General features: G+C 38.5%; 16 protein-coding genes. 9 read left to right on the top strand and 7 right to left on the bottom strand.

Translation table 11 applies throughout. The features are described from left to right. Nucleotides 1-29: 29 nt before the first annotated feature. Together ABFU83_RS03525 and ABFU83_RS03520 are read right to left on the bottom strand one after the other, a co-directional pair. Entirely contained in the window at nt 30-527 is a 498-nt protein-coding gene (locus ABFU83_RS03525) for a hydrolase (RefSeq protein WP_347068995.1), read from the bottom strand. Between the two features lie 5 nt (nt 528-532). Continuing rightward, the gene (locus tag ABFU83_RS03520; RefSeq protein WP_347068993.1) at nt 533-1,297 is read right to left on the bottom strand and encodes an MBL fold metallo-hydrolase; all 765 of its coding nucleotides are present in this window, start codon (nt 1,295-1,297) and stop codon (nt 533-535) included. A 291-nt stretch (nt 1,298-1,588) separates the two neighbouring features. Between ABFU83_RS03520 and ABFU83_RS03515 the strand changes: the two genes are divergently transcribed. From ABFU83_RS03515 to ABFU83_RS03490, 6 genes are all read left to right on the top strand, one after another. Then, nucleotides 1,589-2,275, top strand: coding sequence for a TetR/AcrR family transcriptional regulator (locus tag ABFU83_RS03515; protein WP_347068991.1), 687 nt, complete (start codon nt 1,589-1,591; stop codon nt 2,273-2,275). A 407-nt stretch (nt 2,276-2,682) separates the two neighbouring features. After that, complete coding sequence (locus tag ABFU83_RS03510; RefSeq protein WP_347068989.1) at nt 2,683-2,913, top strand: hypothetical protein; 231 nt, start codon at nt 2,683-2,685, stop codon at nt 2,911-2,913. Nucleotides 2,914-3,033: 120 nt separating this feature from the next. Further along, nucleotides 3,034-3,768 (top strand): GLPGLI family protein, encoded by a 735-nt coding sequence (locus ABFU83_RS03505; RefSeq protein WP_347068987.1) that lies wholly within the window; start codon nt 3,034-3,036, stop codon nt 3,766-3,768. After that, nucleotides 3,769-6,405 carry a carboxypeptidase-like regulatory domain-containing protein gene (locus ABFU83_RS03500; protein ID WP_347068985.1) on the top strand — a complete coding sequence of 879 codons (2,637 nt, stop codon included), beginning with the start codon at nt 3,769-3,771 and terminating at the stop codon, nt 6,403-6,405. Nucleotides 6,406-6,460: 55 nt separating this feature from the next. Continuing rightward, entirely contained in the window at nt 6,461-8,029 is a 1,569-nt protein-coding gene (locus ABFU83_RS03495) for a hypothetical protein (protein WP_347068983.1), read from the top strand. A 301-nt stretch (nt 8,030-8,330) separates the two neighbouring features. Next, complete coding sequence (locus ABFU83_RS03490; protein WP_347068981.1) at nt 8,331-9,779, top strand: TonB-dependent receptor; 1,449 nt, start codon at nt 8,331-8,333, stop codon at nt 9,777-9,779. A 76-nt stretch (nt 9,780-9,855) separates the two neighbouring features. Here ABFU83_RS03490 and bcp read toward each other — a convergent pair whose 3' ends face one another. Then, entirely contained in the window at nt 9,856-10,308 is a 453-nt protein-coding gene (bcp, locus tag ABFU83_RS03485; protein WP_136402013.1) for a thioredoxin-dependent thiol peroxidase, read from the bottom strand. Nucleotides 10,309-10,341: 33 nt separating this feature from the next. On the opposite strand from bcp, the gene nth reads away from it, so the two are divergent. Next, nucleotides 10,342-11,010: an endonuclease III gene (nth, locus tag ABFU83_RS03480; RefSeq protein ID WP_136402014.1), complete on the top strand. Its 669-nt coding sequence runs from the start codon at nt 10,342-10,344 to the stop codon at nt 11,008-11,010. A 36-nt stretch (nt 11,011-11,046) separates the two neighbouring features. Here the strand turns inward: nth and ABFU83_RS03475 are convergent, their stop codons facing one another. Together ABFU83_RS03475 and ABFU83_RS03470 are read right to left on the bottom strand one after the other, a co-directional pair. Then, on the bottom strand, nt 11,047-11,190 hold the full coding sequence (locus ABFU83_RS03475) for a hypothetical protein (RefSeq protein WP_168732740.1): 144 nt from the start codon (nt 11,188-11,190) through the stop codon (nt 11,047-11,049). A 50-nt stretch (nt 11,191-11,240) separates the two neighbouring features. Continuing rightward, complete coding sequence (locus ABFU83_RS03470) at nt 11,241-11,825, bottom strand: sigma-70 family RNA polymerase sigma factor (protein ID WP_347068978.1); 585 nt, start codon at nt 11,823-11,825, stop codon at nt 11,241-11,243. 299 nt (nt 11,826-12,124) lie between these two features. On the opposite strand from ABFU83_RS03470, the gene uvrA reads away from it, so the two are divergent. Continuing rightward, nucleotides 12,125-14,911, top strand: coding sequence for an excinuclease ABC subunit UvrA (gene uvrA / locus ABFU83_RS03465; RefSeq protein ID WP_347068976.1), 2,787 nt, complete (start codon nt 12,125-12,127; stop codon nt 14,909-14,911). Between the two features lie 180 nt (nt 14,912-15,091). After that, nucleotides 15,092-15,517, top strand: coding sequence for a hypothetical protein (locus ABFU83_RS03460; RefSeq protein ID WP_136402017.1), 426 nt, complete (start codon nt 15,092-15,094; stop codon nt 15,515-15,517). 31 nt (nt 15,518-15,548) lie between these two features. Here the strand turns inward: ABFU83_RS03460 and ABFU83_RS03455 are convergent, their stop codons facing one another. Both ABFU83_RS03455 and ABFU83_RS03450 read right to left on the bottom strand, forming a co-directional pair. Next, nucleotides 15,549-16,742, bottom strand: coding sequence for a M28 family peptidase (locus ABFU83_RS03455; protein WP_347068973.1), 1,194 nt, complete (start codon nt 16,740-16,742; stop codon nt 15,549-15,551). Between the two features lie 203 nt (nt 16,743-16,945). Then, the gene (locus tag ABFU83_RS03450) at nt 16,946-18,136 is read right to left on the bottom strand and encodes a M28 family peptidase (RefSeq protein WP_347068971.1); all 1,191 of its coding nucleotides are present in this window, start codon (nt 18,134-18,136) and stop codon (nt 16,946-16,948) included. Between the last annotated feature and the right edge of the window lie 104 nt (nt 18,137-18,240).

The following is an 18,240-nucleotide window of genomic DNA, read 5'->3' as shown; positions in this document are numbered from 1 at the left end:
TGAAATTTTAAATTTACAAAATAATCCTATTATTGTACCGTATTGGCAAACAAAATCGCATCAATACGTTCGAAATCGGTAGGCTTATCTTCGTTATAAAAATATTTTAACAGGACTTCCCCTCTAGCCGATCCGCTGTAAAAGTCGGCTATAATCCAACGGTGATTTAGTATTTTTATTTTACTGATAATAAATTTATTTCCATTAATGGGCTCATAGGGTACCAAACGGTTACCCATTTTAGCATCGTTAAGCGTTACCAGATCTTCTTTCACTTTGGCAGCGACTTTAGACACATCATAGCGTGAAAAATATTCCTGTGCATCATCGTCATAATCCAGAGAAAAATAATCACTGTCGTTTTTTTCTTCCCGGAGAGTCGTGATGGAATCCCGAACTTTTGTGATACGTGTTTTGGCATTTTCGAGTTCTTGACCTTGTGTTTTGAGGATTTTATTCGAGTTCATATACTGAAAAATATTAAACAGTAATGACAGGATAAAAAGATAAAGTATTGCTTTTTTCATAGTGGTTAAATTACAATTTCTAGGTTGTCATAGGCCAGGAATACATTTTCCGGCAGAGTTTGCTGCACTTCTTCGTGGAATCCCATATGATGACTGATGTGTGTCAGGTAAGCTCTTTCGGGCTGAATTAATTTAATAAACGCCAGTGCTTCCTCGAGATTAAAGTGGGAAATATGGGGTTCGATCCGGAGTGCATTTACAACAAGGACTTTTAATCCTCTTAATTTTTCGATTTCTTCGGGTTCGATCGTTTTTACATCGGTCAGATAGGCAAAATCACCTATCCGATAGCCAAACACCTGTAAGTTTGCATGCCATGCATTTACCGGAATCACTTTTTTACCACCGATTTCGAAATCGGAATCCTTCTCCACTTCCGTTACCGTTACGGATGGCGCACCCGGATAGCGGTTTTCGGTTTCAAATATATAATCGAAACGTCTTTTCAGACTTTCAATTACTCTTTTATGTCCATAAATTGGCATGTCGCCCTGTCGGAAATTAAACGGTCGGATATCGTCTAGTCCAGCTGTATGATCCGCATGTTCGTGTGTAAACAAAATACCATCGAGTTTACGACAATTGGCCGCCAGCATCTGTTGTCTGAAATCCGGACCACAATCAATAGCATACGACTGGTTTTCCCAGCTTAGTAAAGCGGAAACCCGTAATCGTTTATCTTTTGTATCGCGGCTCAGGCAAACCGGATGATCACTTCCAATTACAGGAATCCCTTGTGAGGTTCCCGTACCCAAAAAATACACTTTCAAAGTAGTCTTCTTTTTTACAAAAATAAGAATCTCTCTTTTAAAATAGTGAATACTCCCTGTGTTAAAAAACAATAGTTTCAGAAATTTAGAGCCAATCCTAATAATAACGGGAGATGACAGCTTATCAAAATCATTTTAAAACAACACGTACAATAGTTCACATTTTATTTTACATTCCTGTAATAGGGTCTGACAAAACGACTTACTAAGCCACTAACAACAGATAAACCTCAAAACCACTTGACTTTTTAGTTAAAAAGTCGGATATTGCACTGCAAATCAATGACGATCATGAAAGATAAGGAGCAACCGGAAGAAAGTCAACCCAAAAAAAGAAAAGTATCGCAAGGTCCGATAAAGGAAAAAGCCCGAACGATGCAAAAACTTGTTGATGCAGTGGGAATTGTCCTGAGATCGGAAGGTTATACAGGTCTCACTATTGCAAAAATAGCAGCAGCTGCAGGTTTAGACCGTAAACTGATTTACGCGTATTTTGGTGATGTAAACAATCTTATTGAAACCTATATCAGGAAACGGGATTACTGGGCGAATTCGTATGACGATGAAATAGTTCCAGACATCATTACGCAGAATCACGTCAGCGTAACGGATGGTCAACATTTTCTGCAAGGTCATTTTAATGCCTTTCTTGAAGACGTCGAGATGCAAAAAATGATCCTTTGGGAACTTAGTGAAGTTAACCCGCTTTTAATTGAAATTGCCGAATTACGAGAAAAAGTAGGCGAAGAACTATTCAAATATTCGGATCCCTATTTTGAAGGCACCGGTGTTAATATGAGAGCTATAACAGCCGTAATGATTGGCGGAATCTACTATCTTTCCCTACATGCCAAGACCAATGGCGTTACGATTTGCGGTATTGATGTTAACCAACCCGACGGAAAACAAGCCATTTTAGATGCGTTAGCACAAATTGTAGCTTTTGGCTATGAAGCTGCTGAAAAAACAAAAAAATAGTTCTTAAAATACCTTTATACAGCAACCGCTTTTCTAAGCGGTTTTTTTTATGTCTATATATTTTTTTTTACTACTATCTGTATTTTATTCAACCTGATTTCACAAAAGTATTTTTAAATTAAATTATTTATCATTTTGTTACAAATTATCAAACAATACTGATTTTAAAACGAAACATATGTTTTTTAACAATACAAAACCTATTAAAACAAAAATATAACCAATTTACCTGTTCAAAATATCTAAAAAAATAGATTGATTTTTTAAAATATTCACATTTTGCACCATTAATTAATCTTTTACTAATGATAATTTAATAAAAATAAGGCCGAATTTATCATTTCCAATAGAAGCAATATATTTTTTCAATAGATTTGTTTTCAACTAATTATCAAAAAATTTTAATTATGAAAAAATTTATTTTGATGGCAGCAATGATTCTGCCTTGTGTATTTGCTTCAGCAGCAACTTCTAAAAAAGTAGCACCAAACGCGAATCCTTCAATTGAATTAACCAGTAACATGGTATTAGGCCAAACTGCCGATGAAGTTGGAGAAGCTATCTATTTAGGCGTTTACGATGTATACGTGGATGGTGTCTATGTTGGAACTTATCACGTATTTTTAGTAATCAACTAGAAATATTCGCAAAATGTCTGTTACATAAATAACAGACATTTTGTTTTTTAGTCAAAATATCATATTTTTGATTAAGTCACACCAAAAGTTACAAATAAAGCCTCAATAAATAATATTCCTATGAAACGTTACATTTTTATCCTACTAACCAGTATCGGCATGAATCAGACTATCACGGCACAAACCTCCAAAATAACCTACGAAGAACAGGCAAATATTGAGAACCAGTTAAAAAATGTAACCGATCCGGCAACACGCGAACGTGTATCCAAATACCTCTCACAGGTTAAAACATTTACATTATACTACAAAGATGGTATCTCATTGTATAACGAACAAAATGCGAATGACACTTCCGAAAAAGACAGTGGATTAAATGAAAGCAACTCCAAATTCAAAACCGTCAACATCGGTAAAAAAAATGGTGGTATATACAAAAATCAAAAAACAAACGAATACCTTCAGGAAGCCGATCTGTTAGGCAAAGCTTTCCTTGTCTCGGACAAACTGGAGAAAATCAACTGGAAATTGATCAATGAAACAAAAAAAATTGGCGAATTCAATTGTAAAAAAGCCACAGCGGTTGTAAACGGTGAAAACGTTACTGCCTGGTATGCGCCTTCCCTTCCGATAAATGACGGTCCAAAAGACTACTGGGGATTACCAGGACTAATTATCGACCTGACAACGGATACCAAAACGTATCATGCTATAAAAGTCGCATCGATAGCGCAATTTGACTTTGAAAAACCTTCTAAGGGACAGAAAATATCCAAAGAAAACTATATAAAAGACCGAAACGAAAAAGTTGATCAACTAAAAAGAGGAATGGGGAATGTGTTAAACCAGAACTAAATGATCCGAACTTTTTTTGTACTGCTTATTCTAGTTATCCCCACGCTCCTAAATGCCCAGAACATTACCGGTATCCTAACCGACTACCAGTCAGAAAAGGGCATTTCCGGGGCAACCCTGCAACTCATCGACAGTCAGACGAATGCTACTGTAAGCTATGTATTATCCGATGATAGCGGGAAATTTACCTTAGCGCTCCCCCCCCCTGGAAATTATATACTGGAAATCAATCATATTGCATATGATCCGGAATATCATCAACTCAGCGTTTCCAATTCCGGAACTGAAATCCAGCTTCCAATTAAACTACGTCCTAAATCCAAACAACTCAACGAAGTAATCGTACAGGGTTCACGTGCAACAGCACAGCAAAAAGGCGATACGATTCGCTATAATATCAACGCCTTTACAACCGGAAACGAAGAAAAGCTTAAAAACATTATCGAAAAACTTCCCGGCCTTGAAATTGACGATAACGGCAAAATAAAATCCCAGGGAAAAGTCATCGAAGAATTACTGATCAATGGAAAACCTTTTTTTGGTAAAAACCATAAAATGGCCACCGAAAACCTAAATGCTAAAATGATTGACGATATTGATTTGATCAACAATTATGAAACCTTTGGCGCCATAAAAGACATCGAAGGAACCAATAACAAAAAAGCGTTGAACATCCATATCAAAGAAGAATACCTTGGCAAAATTACCGGAGATATTGCCGGATTATCGGCTTATGACGATCGGTATAAAATGCACAGCAACCTGTTTCGTTTTATGCCAAAATTTAATGCCAGTGCTATTCTTGACAGTAATAACCTGGGCGAACAGGCGATTAGTCTTCGGGATTATATGGATATGGACGGCAACATCAAATCAGACATCCGAAACAACGACATGGGCAATCCGGATTTCGGATCCGGGAAAATCCCAAAATTTCTGGTTGCCAACGAAAATAACAAAACCAGTCGTTCTCATACCGCGGCACTTAACATAAGCGCCATGCCAACAGATAAATTGAGTATTAACGCTTTTAGCATTTTAAATCAATCCCGTTTTACCGAACAACGTTGGGTTGAAAAAACATTTTTCAATACAACCAATCCACTACAATCCGAGGATGCTATAGCCGGTAAGATGACCTTTTTATTTAACCAGACAAAAGTAAATCTGGAGTACAAACCAAACAAAGATAACCTGATCAATTATTCCGCTATTCTGGATTCCGGACACGACAAAGGCCAACGGGACACCGAAAGTATTCTAAACGGTCAACCACAGAATTTTGAAGAAGACAACAAAGCGATCAAACTTAATTTCGGGCAACAATTGAGCTATGTTACCAAGCTCGCCCGTAATAAATTACTTTCGATAAATGCTTATCAGGAATTTAAAAAACAGGACAATCGTTATGATTTTCTCTCCGACCAGCAAACCTTACTTCCGCCCTATCAGCGGCTTGATCAGCAATATGTTTTTAAGAGTAATGAAATCGGTATTTTTAGCAAATACACGCAAAAAATAAGTGATCATATTGTACGTGGTAATGCCGGTTTTATCTGGAACCGTTCGTCTTTAGAACTCCTGCAATCGGCATTAGTCACTGGTCAGCCGCAAATTAATCGAAATAGTAATTATGCCTTTGCAGACGTATCGGTTAAAAAGGCGGTTTCCCTGTTACAATACAATGCCAAACTGGAATTCCGCAATTATTTTTTACAGCCATCTGGCACCACTAAAGCCTATCTGCTACCATTTGCACAAGTAAAACTCGCTTTTACCGATTTGCATTATCTGAGTTTAAGCTACAACCGAAACATTAGTTTTTATGCCAGCGACCTACAAAACAATTTTCTATATGCCGACGATTATCGGAATTATTACAACCCTAGTACTATTGTATTCGAGAAACCATTTGAACAAAATATACTGTCGCTCAACTATTTCAAGTTTGACCTTTACAATGGCTTTTTATTTTTGGCCAATTCGTCCTATTCCCGCAACAAAAACGAAAACACCAGCAACAGTATCAACGCCGGCAATTACAACTATATCGCCTATCGTAACGATGCCAGCGGTTATTCCTGGAACAATCTGATGAGTGTGGAGCAACGTATAAAACCGCTCAAATCCAAAGCAAAAGCGACATTTTCCTATTGGCTTACTGAGAGCTATAACTTCATAGGCGATCAGCAAAATGATTACCGAACTAATAATTTTTCGGTACGTTTTTCATTGATCAGTTCTTTTAAAGACAGCTGGTTCAATTACGAAGTAGGCAGTCAGTATTCGAATTATGAAACGCATTACCAACTCTTTGACAGCAAAATTTACACCCGTAAATGGACGCCATTTTTAAATTTTAACGGACAAATTAATGAAAGTCTAATTTACCGATTGGACAATAGTCTGGAGCATTTTTCGACTACCGATAGTGAGCGTCAGTTTTTTAAAACTGATTTTAAACTAACCTGTAAAAAACCAAAAACCCGTTTTAAATACTGGATCGAAGGCAATAATATTTTCAACATCAGCAATCCGGAAATAATCGCTACCAGTAACAGTAACAACAGTTTTAGCCGTGAAACCATCACCCGACTGGCCGGATATATCGGTTTCGGAATTGGTTTCGAGTGGTAATAAACTACATCAAACATAACGATTAACACCTTACTATTAACCTTAAAAACAAAAAATGAAAAAAATTTTTCTGGGAATTTTAGCAACTGGTCTACTTGTATTGGGCAGTTGCGACAACAAAGACTGGACCGAAGATTCGTCCGCAACAACAAATGCCATAGGGCAACGCTTACCCGATGAAGCGGTACAATTACAAAATCCCTATTCGGTAGCCAACATGCTCCAAGCCTACGCCGATCTTCGAACCGGAGGCGACATTGAAAGAGCCAAAGAAATTTCGGGTATAACTACAACCCATTTTTATGTAAAATTTAAACCCGAAAACGAAGACACCATGGATTTATTAAAACAAGACTCCACGCTTGTTGTGTATAATTATCCACTGGATGTAGCCTTTCCGGAAGGTTACGACACCAGTAGCTATCGGGACGAAGGTATTCCAGATGATCAACCAGGTTTTCAATATGCTGCTATTCCTGTAAATCGTCCAATGCCGGATGTGCAACATGAGATATTAGCCGAATTGTTTATTCCGGATGAAGATAAAATTGTAGACGGAAAAGGAGAAGTTCCGTCACCGGTACAAATAAACGGTATTTCAGCCGAAGAGCTTGTTGAGCATTCGTTATTACTCACCGGTAATCTGGAACCGGAAGAAAGAGGATTGGCTTCCCGCAGTAAATGGAGACCAGCCGGCCGCATCACGATGCAGGACGATCTGTTGGGCACTATTGGTGTAGAAGGTTTAAAAGTAGAAGCACGCAGATGGTTTACCACTCACGTTGGCTTTGTTAACTCCGCCGGATATTATAGTTGTGACGGAACCTTCCGAAATCCGGCCAACTACAGTTATAAATATGAGCGATACGATTTTGAAATCCGTAAAGGGTGGCTTTTTTCAACGGCTAAACTAGACGGTCCTAAAAAAACAGGTAACTGGGATGTGCATCATGGTACTACAAGCATTCACAGCTTCTACTCGACTATTTTCCGTGCCGCGCACCACTATTACTACAAAAACATCCTGGGACTACGAAGACCTCCACAAAACGGTTTCTGGAAAACCCAGTTAAAAATCAAAGCGATAAATGAAGTCAATACCGATTTCGACGGTAATGCCAATCCAGCCCGACGCTTTTTAGGACTAGGCAGTCATATCCACATATACAATCCGCAAAATAATCGTTTTGACACCTACGGAACCACCATACACGAACTGACGCATGCATCGCACTGGAGCATGAGTAGCGGCTCCAACTTTACAAACACCGAAAAAATTGTAAAAGAATCATGGGCTCGCGGTGTAGAAAGAAGCCTAACCCGTATGGTTTATACAAATTACGAAACGGGATATAACCGTTTGCGTTATACCGGAATGGTTCACGATGCTTTAGACGGATTTAAAACACGAATTTCCACGTCCTATTATACCGATTCGAATCCATTTACGCCATTAACCCGTTCGTATCAGGATCAGGTATCGGGTTATACCATTCGCCAGATGGAAGATGCACTACAGAATCAGAAAACCTGGAATGCCTGGAGAGACAAAATCAAATCGATGTTTGTCAATTCGACAGAAAACAACCTTGATGCAACTTTTACTTTCTGGAATACACAATGATAAAAACAGAAATGATCGGAACATTTGAGACATTTAGAAGAAACTTTTGTCTCTTACCAACAGCGAACAAAGTATTCTTTTTCAATTTTTCGCTAAAATGAACGGATCAATCTTTATAGTTAATTTTTGACAATGCCGGTCTTATCTGACCGGCATTGTTATAAATACACATGGTAACATCGCAAAAAGTACTGCAATACTGTTTATAAGGTCTACGCAACCCTTTTTTAACATTAAAAATAGGATTATTTAGCTTTTATTAGACCCCCTATTTTGTTAACTTTGCAGTATTATGGCATTTATGAAAAACACAGATAACGAAATTACACTTAAAGGCGACCGGGAAATTGAACACATTCCGGCCCTTAAAGAGAAGGCACTCCGTATTAACCTTAACAAAAACATTTACGGGACATTTGCCGAAATCGGTGCCGGACAGGAAACGGTAAGGCATTTTTTCAGAGCCGGAGGTTCTTCCGGTACTATCGCAAAAGCAATGTCGGCCTACGACAAAGATTTTAGTGATGCAATTTATGGCGTGGAAGATGATGGACGTTATGTTACTGAAAGCCGCTTAAAAAAGATGCTTTCTCACGAAATTCAACTGGTGGAAGAGCGTTTAAAAAGAGACAAACACCCAAGCAAAATGTTCTTTAGTTATGCGAATACCGTAGCCACTATCGACTTTGCCAAACAATATAAAGGCCACGGATGGGTAGGTATCAAATACCAACTGGATCCGGAGGAGGACTACAACGAGATTATCCTTCACATCCGTTTTAAGGAAAGTGATTCAAGATTACAACAGGAAACGCTAGGAATTTTAGGTGTTAACCTTATTTACGGGGCTTTTTACAAATACAACGATCCAAAAAAATTACTGCGTTACCTATACGATCACCTGGACAAAGATCAGTTGGAAATTGACACGATCAATTTTTCCGGTCCGCGTTTTAAAGATGTCGACAACCGATTAATGAGTTTACAGCTTGTTAAGAACGGAATGACCGATGCAGTAATGTTTGGTCCGGATGGTAATAACGTACTTCCGGCAACAATACTATACCGTAAAAACATTCTGGCGCTACGCGGAAGTTTCCGCCCGGTAACCAAGGTTAATATGGACATGTACCAGAAATCGTACGAGATGTTCCTTCAGGAGAAAAAAGTAGACAAGGATAATACGATGGTTATTTTCGAAATTACATTATCCAACCTGCGTTCGGAAGGTGAAATCGATGAGCGTGACTTTATGGATCGTGCCGAATTACTTTGTTCGTTAGGACAAACGGTTATGATTTCGAACTTTCAGGAGTATTATAAAGTGGTCGAATATTTCTCCGAATACTCCAAAGCAAGAATGGGATTGGCAATGGGCGTTAGTAACCTGATTGATATTTTCGACGAAAAATACTACCGTCATCTTAGTGGTGGAATTCTGGAAGCTTTCGGTAAACTATTCTATCGCGATTTAAAAGTTTTCCTTTATCCGATGGAAGATGAAGATGGAAATGTGATCACGTCACAAAACCTGAAAGTACACCCGCGTATGAAAGAATTATATAAGTTTTTTGCTTACAACGGCAAAGTGGTTGACATTACCGATTTCGACAAAGACCACCTTAAAATCTTTTCCCGTGAGGTTCTAAAAATGATTCACGACGGACAAGAAGGTTGGGAAGATATGTTACCGGAAGGAATTTCGGAATTGATCAAACAAGACCATCTCTTTAGTTGTGGCGATCAATAAAAACAGAAACATCAAAATATACCTATTTAAAAAAATAAAACCTGTCAGATAATCTGACAGGTTTTATTTTTCATCCTTATTTTAAAATCTGATCGGCATGTGCTTTGGTTTTTACCTGAGTAATCACCTCTTCGATTACACCTTCTTCATTAATCACAAATGTAGTACGATGGATGCCGTCGTATTCTCTTCCCATAAACTTTTTCGGTCCCCAAACACCAAAAGCCTGAATAACCGATTTATCCTCATCGGCCAGTAACGGAAACGGGAATTCATATTTATCTTTAAACTTTCCCTGCGCTTTGGCACTATCGGCACTCACACCTAGCAATTCGTAATTATTCGCTTTAAAGCGTTCAAAATTATCTCTTAAATCGCAAGCCTCGGCGGTACATCCCGGCGTATTGGCTTTCGGATAAAAAAACACCACCAGTTTTTTTCCTTTGTAATCGGCCAGTGTATGCGTTTTCCCATCCTGATCCACTCCTGAAAAATTCGGAGCCTTATCTCCTTTTATTAATGTCGTCATAACCGTATATTTGTTTTTATAAAAGTAGAAAAAATGACCAAAGAAGACAAAGTCGAATTTGTTATAAGAACGTTAAACGAAATCTACCCGGAAATTCCGATTCCTTTAGACCATAAAGATCCTTATACGCTGTTGATTGCCGTGCTATTATCAGCACAATGTACCGATGTGCGCGTCAACCAGATTACACCTTTGCTATTTGCCAGGGCCGACAATCCGTATGATATGGTAAAAATGAGTGTCGAAGAAATCAAAGAAATCATACGTCCCTGCGGACTTTCTCCGATGAAATCGAAAGGAATTTACGGCTTGTCGCAGATTCTGATTGAAAAACACAATGGTGAAGTACCTCAGGATTTTGACGCTCTGGAAGCGTTACCGGCTGTAGGCCATAAAACAGCAAGTGTCGTGATGTCGCAAGCATTTGGCGTTCCTGCTTTTCCGGTAGATACCCATATTCACCGATTGTTGTATCGTTGGAACCTATCAAATGGAAAAAACGTACAGCAAACCGAAAAAGATGCCAAACGTATCTTTCCACGGGAATTATGGAACGATCTTCATTTGCAAATCATTTGGTATGGCAGGGAGTATTCGCCGGCCAGAGGATGGAATCTCGAAAAAGACATTATCACACAAACCATAGGGCGGAAATCGGTTATTGACGAGTATTACAAGTCTAAAGTTAAATCGAAACCATAAAAAAACATCCCGATATTTACTATATCGGGATGTTCCTTAATTAGCAATAGACTCAAACGTCAAATCACCTACTTTGACAATAGTCAGCGCTTTTGAATAGCTGAGTAAAAAACTTATAGTTTCTTTTTTAGGTAACATTGTTTGACTTGCTATTTTTTTCTTAGAGTAAAGTTTTGCCATATTTGCGATTTAGGATATACATAATAACGCAAAACAAGCTCTAATATTGTTTAGTTTGTCAAAACTATTTGATTTTTTTCAATTACTTTTCTAAGGTTCATTAACGCGTAGCGCATACGTCCCAAAGCGGTATTAATACTCACCCCGGTAAGATCGGCGATTTCCTTAAAACTAAGATCCTGATACATACGCATTACCAGCACCTCTTTCTGATCTTCCGGTAGCTCTTCGATCAGGCGTTGTAAATCGACTTCCACCTGTTCGCTGATGATTCTGTTTTCAACATTCGGGCTGTTATCCGTCATGATTGAAAAAATAGAAAACTCTTCCGTTTCCCTGTGGTATGGCATTTTTTTCGATTTTCTAAAATAATCCACGATCAGATTATGGGAAATACGCATTACCCAAGGCAGGAATTTACCTTCTTCATTGTAATTTTTGGATTTCAGTGTTTTGATGACTTTAATAAAAGTATCCTGGAAAATATCTTCTGTTATTTCCCTGTCCATTACTTTAGAATAAATAAAGCCATAAATTTTGGACTGATGTCTTTCAATTAATGTAGCCAAAGCGGTTTCATCACCTCCTACATAATTTTTCACTAAGACAGCGTCTGGAAGTACAACATTAGCCATAACAATACCTTTTAGTTTTTGGTTTGGAATTTTTGAGAAATTGTGTCTAAAAAGTATTTTTATCCTATAGGCGAATGTTAAATTGGAATTAATATTAAGCCAAATATAACATAATTTTTTATTACAATACTAGCCAATTCTAAAAATTAACATATTTTCCTATAGTAATTTCCGTTGTTTCTTAAAGAATTTTCAACGGTATCCCCTGCTTTTAGCGGGGTCTTATAACCCCGATAACTTTTTTTCGGGAAACACAATATTCTATCGTAAAATACTGTTTTTGCTTATCTTTGTATTCTATGAAAACTGACATTACCACACTGGAGCCCAAAAAAAATATTATCATAAAAGGGGCACAATTACACAATTTAAAGAATATCGATGTAGCGATCCCGCGGAACAAACTGGTTGTAATTACCGGTCTGTCCGGTTCCGGAAAATCAAGTTTGGCTTTCGACACCTTATATGCCGAAGGACAACGCCGTTATGTAGAAAGTTTGTCTTCGTATGCCCGTCAGTTTTTAGGAAGGCTGGACAAACCCAAAGTGGAATACATTAAAGGAATTGCGCCAGCCATTGCTATCGAACAAAAAGTCAACACGACCAATGCCCGTTCAACAGTTGGTACATCGACCGAGATTTACGATTATTTAAAACTGCTTTATGCCCGGGTTGGAAAAACCATTTCTCCCGTTTCCGGCAGAGAAGTTAAAAAAGATACTGTTACCGATGTGGTAAACGAAGTCAAAAAGCTCCCTTTGGATAGCAAATGGATGCTATTGGCTCCAATTCACCTGGAAGAAGGCCGTAAGCTGGAAGACAAATTAAAAGTTTTACTGCAACAGGGTTTTGCCCGTATTTTGGTGGATACCGAAATGGTACGCCTCGATGAGATTGATCAACATAGTTTAGACCATAAGGATGTATTATTGATCATTGACAGGATCATTGTAAAAGACGACGAAGAATTTTTCAATCGTCTGGCCGATGCCGCGCAAACCGCATTTTACGAAGGGAAAGGCGAATGTTATTTACAGGAACTCAATACTGAAAAACGTATTGTTTTCAGTACTAATTTTGAGATGGACGGCATCACCTTTTTGGAGCCGAATGTCCATTTATTTAGCTTTAACAACCCGTATGGTGCCTGTCCGAAATGTGAAGGCTACGGGAATGTAATTGGTATCGATGAAGAGCTCGTAATTCCAAACACCGCACTTTCGGTCTACGAAAACGCCATTTATCCGTGGCGTGGCGAAAGCATGGGCTGGTACCGCGATCAGTTAGTAAACAATGCTTATAAATTTGATTTCCCGATTCATAAACCGTTTTTCGAATTATCGGAAGAACAAAAAAGCCTGATCTGGAAAGGGAACCGTTTTTTTACCGGACTGGATGACTTTTTTCAGGAACTGGAAGAAAAGAACTATAAAATTCAGAACCGGGTAATGCTATCCCGTTACCGTGGTAAAACAAAATGTAATGTTTGTAAAGGAAAACGGCTCCGACCGGAAGCCAATTACGTACATGTGGGAGGCAAAACCATATCCGATCTGGTTGATCTTCCGATTAAAAATCTGATTGGATTCTTTAAAGAGCTAACCTTGTCCGAATACGACGAAAAAGTAGCCAAACGACTGTTAATCGAGATCAACAACCGTTTGCGCTTTCTGGATGAAGTAGGCTTAAATTACCTGACGTTAAACCGGAATTCAGCCACCTTGTCCGGAGGAGAATCACAACGTATCAATTTGGCCACTTCGTTAGGTAGTAGCCTTGTTGGATCGATGTATATTCTGGATGAACCGAGTATCGGCTTACACCCAAAAGACACCGAACGTCTGATCAAAGTACTTGAAGACCTTCGCAATCTGGGTAATACCGTAATCGTAGTAGAGCATGATGAAGACATCATGAAAGCAGCCGACATGATTATCGACATCGGACCGGAAGCCGGAACCTATGGCGGTCATTTGGTTGCACAGGGAACGTATGAGGAAATCCTGAAAGCCGATTCGCTAACGGCACAATATCTCAACGGAAGTATGGAAATCGCAGTTCCCCAAAAAAGACGCAAATTCAAAAATCATATCGATGTTATCGGAGCGCGTGAAAACAACCTTAAAAACATCGATGTCACCTTCCCATTGGAATGTCTTACGGTAATCACCGGAGTTTCCGGAAGTGGAAAAAGCACACTGGTCAAAAAGATACTTTTCCCGGCCTTACAAAAACAACTGGAAGGCGTGGGCGAAAAAGCCGGTCAGTTTAGCGAATTAAAAGGTAGTTATTCGCATATCAAACACATCGAATATGTGGATCAGAATCCTATTGGGCGGAGTTCCCGTTCCAATCCGGTTACCTATATCAAGGCCTACGACGATATCCGGGATTTGTTTTCCAAGCAAGCAGTATCAAAAATGCGAGGCTATCAGCCGAAACACTTTTCGTTTAACGTAGACGGTGGGCGCTGTGAAACCTGTAAAGGGGAAGGCTCCGTGACGATTGAAATGCAGTTTATGGCCGATGTACATCTGGAGTGTGAAACCTGTAACGGAAAACGCTTTAAAAAAGAAATACTTGAAGTGAATTTTGAAGGCAAAAATATCGACGATGTGTTAACCATGACGATTGACGATGCCATTGCTTTCTTTGATCAGCATAAACAAACCAAAATCACACAAAAGCTACAACCCTTACAGGACGTAGGATTAGGATATGTACAATTGGGACAGTCGTCATCCACGCTTTCCGGCGGAGAAGCGCAACGGATCAAACTGGCTTCGTTTCTGGTTAAAGGGGTTACCAAAGAAAAGGCATTATTCGTATTTGACGAACCAACAACCGGTTTGCATTTCCACGATATCAAAAAACTATTGGCTTCTTTTGATGCCCTACTCGATAAAGGTCATTCAATCATTGTGATCGAACACAATCTGGATCTGATCAAATGTGCCGATTATATTATTGATATCGGTCCGGAAGGCGGTGAAAACGGTGGAAAACTGATAGCTTTTGGTACACCGGAAGAAGTTGTCAAAAACCAAAACTCCGAAACCGGTAAGTATCTAAAAGAGAAATTGTAAGCATAAAAAAATCCCGTTCCAAATGGAACGGGATTTTTTTATGGTGATAAGAAACCTGACAGGTTTAAATTAATTCCGATAAATTTAATTGCCAGACTTTTCAAAATTATTTTAATTTGCAATCTCTCAAAAAAGAAAGTATTTTTTGAGAAAAAGAATATCAAACCTAAAAAACAAATTATGAATCGTTATTTTTTAACTTTTTTACTATGCCTTATCACCTCATTAGGCTTTTCACAAAAAATCAAACTGAAAAAGGAAAAAATCTTTTTGGATGACAAAGAATTTTTATCCTGTGAGAAAGGTGGTGCTTTCGGTGCCGTTGCATATGAACTCTCCGAATTAAACACGAATAAGCGTATCATAATATTGGTACAGAATGATGGTGGTACTCATATGGAAATAGCTGATGACTATACACAGATTAAATTCTTAACAAAAGGAGAACAAGCCGAAATTCGAGGCGGAAACATTTATAACGCGATCAAATTACTTCTAAAAAATGGTGTTTTAACTCCAGAAGGCACATTGGATGAAAGTCAAATCGATCTTTTTATAAAAAATTACGATGAGAAAATCTCTGAAAAAACCAGAATTATAAGATAAAAAAATGGCCGATTTTTAATCGGCCATTTTTTTATTCAATTACTATTTTTTTCGAAATACGATATTCTCCGGCTTCGAGTATACCCATATAGATTCCTTTGCTTAGCTTACTGATATCAACCGATTCCAACAGTTTGGCATTAGTAACATTTTGTTGCAACACCTGTTTTCCGTTAAGATCCACCAAAGTAAAAACATACTCGTTTACTTCCAGTTTCCCTTTATTGATTGTTAAATAGTTTTTAACGGGATTCGGAAAAAAACTTACATTAAAATCTTTTTCAAAGGCATCAGTTCCTAAATTTGCCGTAGTGGTTGCTTTGGCAAAATGCAGCGTAGCCCCGGTAGCCGCTTTAGCCACGTTATAGACATATACCGGATCCATATTCACCAGCAAATCCTGAGTGGTATGTGCATGTGCTGTTTCGTTGCTTTCAAAAAAACCGGTAATAATTTCCCCGTTCGACTGGAAAGGCATATAATCGGACGCATAGGCATAGGACAATTTGGTCTGTAAAGGTGAATACAGCTGCGTACATTTGATCAACTCAGTAGTAATCGTATTGGATGCCGCATTATTTGCTGAAGGATTTCCGGTATCCCTTTCACAGGTAATCGTATTATTGAGCATTCCGGCTACTCCTCCCACTTCATCGATATTAAATACGAGTTTGATACTCATTTTTGGCGTGGTTCCGTTCACAATAGAACTCACATAATGCTGACTTCCTCGTAATCCGTCTTCTTCGCCACTGAAATTGATAAACTTAATCGAATATTCGGTCGGGATATTTTGTAACAGTCGGGCGACTTCCAATATAGTTGATACGCCGCTACCGTTGTCGTTGGTTCCGGTTCCGGTGATTGTATCGTAATGCCCGCAAACAATCACATAGGTGTTCGGATAAACCGTTCCGATTTTCGTGACGATCAGGTTTTTACACGTCGCACCCGAATACGTAAAAACGTCTTCCGACAGTTGGCTTGCCGTATATCCGTAGCTCAGGTATTTATTTTTGAGCCATTGCAGCGTATTGGCTTGTGCCAATGTTCCACGGTACTTGACGCCCAGATTTTCAAACTCCGTCAGATTCGTCAGAATTCCGGATTGTGAAGCCTGATTGACAACATTAGCATAGGACTGTATAAAGGTTTGGGCTTGGGTTGTATTCCCATATACAGTCGCCAGCAATGAAATCATTAAACTTTTAGTTAAGTTTTTCATTTTTTTAGTTAGTTATTCGTTTTTTTATGGGTTATTACCGGAAAACCGGTCAACGAAGATACTAATTTTTCAGGCTGACTGTATTGGACATTAAAAATAACTGTTTCATTTTTTAACCCTTTAAAAACAACATAGTTACAATCTATTATAAACGAAACGATCCGACATAAGTCGGATCATTTTATTGGGTTAAAAAGCGTTTTTTATTCAATCACAATTTTTTTTGTGATACGATGTCCGTCTGTCTCCAGAACCGCCATATAGATTCCGCTGTTTAATTTCGAAATATCGATTGTTTCCAATAACTCAGCATTAACAAATTGTTGTTTCAGTAGCCGGTTTCCATGAATATCCACAATTGTAAAGGAATAATCATTGACCGTTAGTTTTCCTTTATTGATTGTTAAGCGATCTTTAACCGGATTCGGAAAAAAGCTTACATTAAAATCCTTATTGGCATTTTCTGTTTCTGAAGTCGCAATAGTCGCTTTGGCAAAGTGAAGTGTTGCACCGATGGCCGCTTTCGCCACATGATACACATATGTGGTATCCAGATTAACCAGTAGATCCTGTGTAGTATGGGCATGAGGAGAATAATAATGTTCGAAAAATCCGGTGATCACTTCTCCGTTTTCCTGAAATGGCATATAATCCGATCCATATGCATACGACAATTCTGCTTTTAAAGGCGAATAAAGCTCCGTACAGGCCATCAATTCTCTTGTAACCACATCGGAAGCCGCATTATTTGAAGTTGGTGCAAAAAGGTCGCGTTCGCAAACAATCTTATCATTTACAATTCCAGCGACACTTCCGATTTCGTCAATATTAAAGACCAACTTAATATCCATCTTAGGCGTTGTTCCGTTAACCACTGACGTCACATAATGCGTACTTCCCAATAGTCCGTCTTCTTCCCCACTAAAATTGATAAATTTGATCGAATATTCCGTTGGGATATTTTGCAATAACCGGGCGATTTCAAGAATGGTAACTACACCACTACCGTTATCGTTGGTACCACTCCCAACGGCCGTATCATAATGTCCGCAAACAATTACGTAGGTATTTGGATAAACCGTACCCATTTTAGTCACAATTAAATTTTTACACGTCGAACCCGAATAGCTAAAGGTATCTTCCGATAATTCACTCGCAGTATACCCATAACTCAGGTATTTGTTTTTAAGCCATTGTAAAGTATTGGCCTGGTTTACGGTGCCCCGGTATTTCAGACCGAAATTTTCAAATTCCGTCAGATTCGTTACAATTCCGGTTTGTGACGCCTGATTTGCAACATCGGCGTACTCCTGTATAAAGGTTTGCGCCTGAGTCGCCGTACCCCATAAGGCCGCGACTAAAGAAAGCATTACGCTTTTAGTTAAGTTTTTCATTTTTTTGGTAAAGATTTAGGTTTTTTAATAGGTTATTCTCGATATATCGGGTAACGAATATAATAAATATTAATTTCACATTGATGAGAATTTACAAAAAAACT

It is taken from the genome of Flavobacterium sp. WV_118_3 (assembly GCF_039778605.1).
In the GTDB taxonomy this organism is placed as follows: Bacteria; Bacteroidota; Bacteroidia; order Flavobacteriales; family Flavobacteriaceae; genus Flavobacterium.
Note: the sequence above shows the minus strand (reverse complement) of the source record. Positions and strands in the feature narration are given on the sequence as shown.